This window comes from Saccharopolyspora sp. NPDC050389, assembly GCF_040655595.1.
Classification (GTDB): Bacteria; Actinomycetota; Actinomycetes; order Mycobacteriales; family Pseudonocardiaceae; genus Saccharopolyspora.
On the sequence record NZ_JBFAKG010000076.1, the window covers coordinates 1 to 6,509 of the forward strand.

Sequence of the window (6,509 nt, forward strand, 5' to 3'; positions counted from 1 at the left end):
GGAACACCGCCGACGAGGTCTTCGACGCGCTCTGCGCGGGCCGCAGCGGCCTGGCACCGCTGCGTTGCTATGGCGACGAAAAGTACGCACGGGCCCTCAACCTCGGGTCATGTCCTCAGGTCTTCGGTGGTCAGGCGCAGGGCCAGGGCCCCGAAGACCAGGGCCGCCGTTCTGTCCAGCCAGCGTTGGATCGCTCGGCGGCGGAGCAGGACGTTCGACAGCCAGCCCGAGGTGAGGCCCACCGAGGCGTCGACGCTGATGCCCACCACGACCAGCAGCCCGCCCAGAGCCAGGAGTTGCACCGGGATCGGCCAGGCCGCCTGCGTGCTGATGAACTGCGGGACGAACGCCAGGTAGAACAGGATCACCTTGGGGTTCGACACGTTCGTCAGCACCGCCAGCGCGTAGATGCGCCGCATCGACCTCGCCGGCGCCGCCTGCACTTCCGGCATCGCCGACGCCCGCCACGACTGGACCGCCAGGTACAGCAGGAAGACGACACCGGCGACCCGGACGACCTCCAGCGCCGCAGGCACCGCCTGGAACATCGCCGTCAGCCCGAGCGCGGCCACGACCGTGTGCACGACGATCCCGCTGGACATGCCCAAGGCCGCCACGACACCGCCGCGCGGGCCCGAGGAGATGCCGTTGGCCATGATGAACATCATGTCCGCGCCCGGCACCAGCGAGATCACCGCCGCCGCACCGATGAACGCCAATACGATTCCGAGATCCATCTCAGCCTCCGATCCGCGGATTCGTCGACCGGGGCAATGGAGTTCGCGTCAGTTCGGGGTTCCTCTCCGCTGCACGACCGCCGGAGGCCGTCAGCTTGATTTGGGGATCTCCCGGAAGGGTACGTCCTTGAACTGGTCGGGTTCCTTTGGCAGGCGGAGGATCCGTTCGCCGATGATGTTGCGCTGGATCTGGTCCGTGCCGCCGCCGATCGAGGTGAAGTAGGCGTTCATCGCGGCGAAATTCGCGTCGTCGCCGTCCGGGTGACCGGCACCCTCCAGCATCGCCTCCGGGCCGACGATCGCCGTCTGCACCCGGCCGGTCTCGTGCAGCAGCCGCGACATCAGCAGCTTCCCCAGCGATGCCAGCGACGACGAGGTGCCCTGCTCCAGTTCGGCCTGCGCGCGCTGGTTGTTCCAGCGGTTCGCCGCCCGCAGGGTCAGCACCCGCGCGATGTCCTGGCGCACCAGGGGATCGTCGAGCCGCCCGTGCCTGCGGGCCAGCTCGATCAGGTCGACGTCACCGCCGTCCTTCTTCGCGTGCCGCGTGCTGGCGCCGCGGTTGGACTCCGCGAGCACCACCCGCTCGTAGGCCAGCGCGGTCTGCAGCACCCGCCAGCCCTGGCCCGGCTCGCCGAGCATGTTCGCCGCCGGAACCCGGGCATCGGACAGGAAGACCTCGTTGAAGTGCGCCTCCCCCGTCATCTGCCGCAGCGGCCGCACCGTCACGCCCGGCTGGTCCATCGGCAGGAAGAAGAAGCTGATGCCGCGATGCTTCGGCACCTCCGGGTCGGTGCGGGCGATGAGCATGCCGTAGTCGGCCTCGGCGGCGTTGGACGTCCACACCTTCTGCCCGTTGACCCGGTAGGAGTCACCGTCCGGAACCGCGGTGGTGCGCAGGCCCGCCAGGTCCGAGCCGGCGCCGGGTTCGCTGTAGAGCAGGCACATCCGGATTTCGCCGAGCAGCAGCGGCCGGATGAACCGCTGCCGCATCTCCGCGCTGCCGTACGCCAGGACGGTGTTCGCCCACAGGTTGGTCCGGTCCTGGCCGCTGCCCGGCGCGCCGACCCGGCGGAACTCCGCCTCGACGGCGTCGGCCGATTCCTCGTCCAGGCCGAGGCCGAAGTCCTCGCGCGGCCAGCGCGGCACCGCGTAGCCGTGATCCACGACCGCGGCCAGCCATTCGGCGCGGTCGGCCGCCGGGTCCCAGCGGTCGGCGAGCCACTGCCGCACTTCGCTGCGCAACGTGTCGATGTTCATGGTCACCCCAAATCGGCGATGGCGGAGAGGTAGCGCTCGCGGTGCGTTTCCGCGTCGCCGAGCAGCTGGGCGCTGCTGCGTGCTCGGCGCAGGTAGAGGTGCGCGGGATGTTCCCAGGTGAAGCCGATCCCGCCGTGGATCTGGATGTTGTCGGCGGCCACCCGCAGGAACGCGTCGGAACAGAAGGCCTGCGCCATCGCTGCCAGCGCGGTGGCTTCCGGGCTCCGCTCGGCCAGCGCCCAGGCCGCCGCGTAGGCGGTGGAGTAAGCCGACTCGACCTCCACCAGCAAGTCGGCGCACATGTGCTTGATGGCCTGGAAGCTGCCGATGGCGCGGCCGAACTGGAACCGGGTCCGGGCGTATTCGACGGCCATGTCCAGCACGGCCCGGGCACCACCGGCCTGCTCGGCGGCGAGCATGATCTCGCCGGTGCGCAGCGTCCAGGCCACCGCAGCGGCGGTGATGTCGGGGTCACCGACCAGCCGGGCGGGCACGTCGTCGAGGGCGATCGCGGCGAGCCGCCGAGTTCCATCCAAAGTGGACATAGGTTGGATCGAGACGCCGTCGGCGGCCGGGTCGACGGCGAACACCCGCGGCCCGTCGGTGACCACCAGCAGCAGATCGGCCGTCGCGCCGTCGAGCACGAAGCGCTGCTCGCCGGAAAGCCGTTCACCGGCGGCGATCGACCGCTGCGCGAACACGACGGTCGCGGTGCGCTGCCCGCTCGCCAGGTCCGGCAGGAACTCCGCGCACGAAAGTTCGGTCAACAGCGTGGCGGCGAGCACCGAACTCGACAGGTACGGGCCGCAGAACAGCTTCTTGCCCATCTCTTCCAGCACGATGGCGAGCTCGACCGGCCCGGCTCCCGCTCCGCCGTAGCGCTCCGGCACCACCAGGCCCGCCAGGCCCAGCTGCCCGGCGAGCAGCTTCCACAGATCCGGGTCGACGCCGGTGGCGCTCGCGGCCGTCGCACGCACCGCGGGTTCCGAGCCGTGGTCGTCGAGCAGCTCGCGCACCGCCTGGCGCAGCGCGCGCTGCTCATCGGTGAAGTCGAAGGTCATGCGGACGCTCCAGGAGTGCGAAGGGGTTGCCACGGATCGGTTTCGACCAGCACGCCCGCGTCGATGAGCGCATCGACGGCGGCGTCGTCCATGCCCAGCAGCCCGGTGCAGATCTCCCGCGTGTGCTGACCCTGCGCCGGCGCGGGGCGCAGGCTGGGCGCGGCGATCGTGTCGGACCGGCATTGGGCGTTCTCGGTGGGCAGCGGAGTGGCGACGGTCGGCTGGTAGAGGGTGCCGAACGCCCGGCGCTCCCGCAGGGCGGGATCCGTTGCGTACGAAGGAATTCGGCGCATCGGCCCGGCCGGCACGCCGACCCGCTGCAACTCGCGCATGACCTCCTCGGGCGTGCGCCGGGCGGTCCACTCGGCGACCTGCGCGTCGATCTTCTCCCGGTGCGCCGGCTCCGGCAGCTCGATGACGCCGCGCAATCGCTGGTAGTCGGCGTCGCCGCGCACCGTGATGACGCACCATTCGTCGTCGCCTGCGCACGGGAACACACCGTAGGGCGCTGCGTCCTCGCCCAGATCTCCGTGCGGCTGCGCCGATCCCGGCTCCAACGATTCGCGAAGCACCTGCGCGGACAGCGCGTTGAGGATCGCCTCCGCCTGCGAGCAGGTCACCCGGCGGCCGCGGCCGGTCTCCCGCCGCTCGATCAGCACGGCCAGCGCGGCGGTGTCCACGACGCGGCCGACGAGGTGATCGGGATAGACGGTGACCCCGTCGGCGAAGCCGTCGGGCACCTCGGGATCCCGCCACAACGCGGTCAACCCGGCCACCGCTCGCACCAGCGGGCCGTAGCCCATCCAGTTGCGCCACGGGCCGGTGTGCCCGACGGCGCTGCTCTCGACGACCACCAGGCGCGGGTTGATCTCGGCGAGCGTGCGGTGGCCGATGCCCAACTTCTCCAGCGTGCCCGGCCTGAAGTTGCTCAGCAGCACGTCGGCGGTTTCCGCCAGCCGCTCGAACAGCTCCCGGCCGCGCGGGTCGCGCAGGTCCACCGACAGGCTGCGCTTGCCGCGGTGCCCCCAGGCGAAACCGGAGGAGACCGTGCCGTCGAACGGGGCCCGGCTGGCGTCGGGGTGCGCGCTGTTCTCGACCTTGATCACGTCCGCGCCCAGATCCGCGAACAGCCGCCCGGCCTCCGCACCGACCACGATCACGCCGAGGTCCAGCACCCGCAGCCCGGTGAAAGGCGCGCCGCGATCGGCTGTTCCGGGGTCGACCGGCGGCGGCAGCGGCGGCAGCGGCGGCAGCGAATCGAGGAGCTCGTCATGCTCGCCGAGCTCCGGGCTGGGCCGTGCGGGCCCGATTCGCCGGTCGTCGAGCTCGATGCAGCTCCGCGGCAGCACGCCGCGCACACCGGGAGCGATCTCCGCCTCCGCGAAGATGCCGCGTTCCTGGAAGTGCTCGACCGCCGCGACGGCGCCGAGCTCGAGCAGCGGTGCCACCGGAATCCCGCGCCGCTGCCCCTCCAACGCGACGTCCATCGCGCGCTTCCCGGCGAACAGCTCGGTGATCAGCGGGCGGAGCCGGTCGTCGGCGTGCTGCCGTTCGAGGATGGTGTCGTACTTGGCGTCCTGGAACCCGGCGGGTTCGCCGAGCCAGGCCCGCATCGCCCGCCACTGCGCGGCGCTGAGCAGGCAGACCCGGACGTGCCCGTCGGCACAGGGATACACCGGGTAGTAGTGCGCGACATCCGGCCGCCCGTGCGGGAATTCCCACCACTGGCGGCCGTAACCGGCGGTCGGCCCGGCGCCGAAGGCCGGGTCGAAGACCTGGATCGCCGTCTCGTACAGCGAAACGTCCAGGTGGTCGCCGCGGCCGGTGGTCAGCCGCCGGTAGTGGCCGACCAGCGCGCACCAGGTCGCCTGCGCCGCCGCGGCCTGCTCGACGATCTCGTGCGGCGGCAGGAGCGGGCGCCGGCCGGGCACGCCGGATCGGCACAGCACTCCGGCCATCGCCGCGAGCACCCATTCGGTCGCGACGAAGTCGCGGTACGGCCCGGTGAGCCCGAAATCGGTGACGGACACGATCACCAGCGCCGGCACGCGCCGGCGGATCTCGGCGAAGTCCTGATCCCGCGCCGTGGTCAGCCAGATGTCCGCGGTCGACAGCAGGCGCACCAGATCGGCGCGCCCGCCCGGATCGTCGAGGTCGAGGGTGACGCCGAGCTTCCCGGCGTTGTAGGCGGCGTCCCGGAGGCCGATCTCGCCGTGCCGGGGCCAGGCGGTGCGGGTGCCGGCGCCGTCCGGGGGCTCCACCCGGATCACTTCGGCGCCGAGGTCGGCCAGGTGCCGCCCGCACATCTCGGCCCGGCCGTCGGTCGTGTCGACCACGCGCAGGGCCCGCAGCGGAGCGGGCGGATCGTCGTCGCGGCAGTGGCTCATTCGAAACCTCCGTTGGTTTCGCGCTGAGTCCGACGCCTCAAACCTATTTCCGACGACTTCCGTCCGCAATAGGTTCTGTTTCCAAACTCGTCTTGCGTGGCGGTGCGGGTCGCGGCCGCCCTCCTGCGGGAGTTCCTGCGGTCTTCTCGCTGTGGGGTCCCCGGCACACGTATGTCCAATACGACGGGTCGGGGCTGTCCTCGCTGGAAGAACCCCGGAAGGGGTGGGCACCGTGAACCCGCGGCGGTGCAAGCGGCGTAGGTGGGCTAAGCGGCTGCGCCGCGTCAAAACCCGCCCTACCAGCGTCAATAGCCCTTCGGGGGCTCAGGACCGGGCGTGCACTCCGGCGAGGACGGTGTCGACGAGTTCGGCCAGGTAGCCCGCGGACTCGGCCCAGACCTGGCCGCGCAAGTGCAGTGGCGTGGCGCGGACGTGGTTGGACACCGCGCCGGCGATCAGGTCGGCGATCAGCGCCACCGACGCGCCGGGCGGCAGTTCGCCGCGCTCGATGCCGCGCCGCACGATCGCGCGGGTCGCCCGGATGTGCTCGGGGTACGGGTCGTCGGCCAGCGACTCGGCGAGCTCCGGCGAGAACTGCGCGTCCACGCCCAGCCGGGAGGTCAGCGCGCCCTCGTCGGCGCCCAGGTACTCCATCCAGCCGCGGGCGAACTCGACCAGGTCGGTGCGCAGCTCGCCGGTGTCGATCTCGGCGATGAACCGGGTGCGCTCCCGCACCGCGGCGACCAGCAGCGCGGCCTTGTTCGGCCAGCGCAGGTAGAGCGAGCCCTTCCCGATCCCGGAGCGCCGGGCGACCTCGTCCAGCGAGAAGCCGCTCCAGCCGCGCTCGGCGTACACCGCCCGCGCCGCCTCCAAGGCGCGCGTGTCCACCGCTGGGTCCCGGGGCCGTCCGACGCGCTGTGCCTTCGCCACCACGCCATCCTGGCACCCGAGGATCCCGATCCGCCCAGGACCGGGGCCGTGAGTCTTTTGGGCTGTTATAGCCAAGCTGCGCCGCCTGGTCGACGCCGCGTGGCCCGCCCTCATGGAGCTCGGGTTGGCCCACGGTG

At 71.7% G+C, this 6,509-nt stretch carries 5 protein-coding genes; all 5 read right to left on the minus strand.

Annotated elements, in window-relative coordinates:
• Nucleotides 1-107 precede the first annotated feature (107 nt).
• Nucleotides 108-737, minus strand: coding sequence for a LysE family translocator (locus tag AB0I53_RS36165; RefSeq protein ID WP_358613212.1), 630 nt, complete (start codon nt 735-737; stop codon nt 108-110).
• A 90-nt stretch (nt 738-827) separates the two neighbouring features.
• Nucleotides 828-1,994: an acyl-CoA dehydrogenase family protein gene (locus AB0I53_RS36170; protein ID WP_358613214.1), complete on the minus strand. Its 1,167-nt coding sequence runs from the start codon at nt 1,992-1,994 to the stop codon at nt 828-830.
• A 2-nt stretch (nt 1,995-1,996) separates the two neighbouring features.
• Nucleotides 1,997-3,055: an acyl-CoA dehydrogenase family protein gene (locus AB0I53_RS36175; RefSeq protein ID WP_358613216.1), complete on the minus strand. Its 1,059-nt coding sequence runs from the start codon at nt 3,053-3,055 to the stop codon at nt 1,997-1,999.
• Nucleotides 3,052-5,442 (minus strand): CoA transferase, encoded by a 2,391-nt coding sequence (locus AB0I53_RS36180; RefSeq protein WP_358613218.1) that lies wholly within the window; start codon nt 5,440-5,442, stop codon nt 3,052-3,054. The genes AB0I53_RS36175 and AB0I53_RS36180 overlap by 4 nt, the downstream gene beginning before the upstream one ends.
• 324 nt (nt 5,443-5,766) lie before the next feature.
• Nucleotides 5,767-6,372 (minus strand): TetR/AcrR family transcriptional regulator, encoded by a 606-nt coding sequence (locus AB0I53_RS36185; protein WP_358613220.1) that lies wholly within the window; start codon nt 6,370-6,372, stop codon nt 5,767-5,769.
• Nucleotides 6,373-6,509 lie beyond the last annotated feature (137 nt).

What these genes read in the sequence shown, in the direction of transcription:
- AB0I53_RS36175 (WP_358613216.1), bottom strand. Translation starts at nt 3,055, where the DNA reads ATGACCTTCGACTTCACCGATGAGCAGCGCGCGCTGCGCCAGGCGGTG.
- AB0I53_RS36170 (WP_358613214.1), bottom strand. Translation starts at nt 1,994, where the DNA reads ATGAACATCGACACGTTGCGCAGCGAAGTGCGGCAGTGGCTCGCCGAC.
- AB0I53_RS36165 (WP_358613212.1), bottom strand. Translation starts at nt 737, where the DNA reads ATGGATCTCGGAATCGTATTGGCGTTCATCGGTGCGGCGGCGGTGATC.
- AB0I53_RS36180 (WP_358613218.1), bottom strand. Translation starts at nt 5,442, where the DNA reads ATGAGCCACTGCCGCGACGACGATCCGCCCGCTCCGCTGCGGGCCCTG.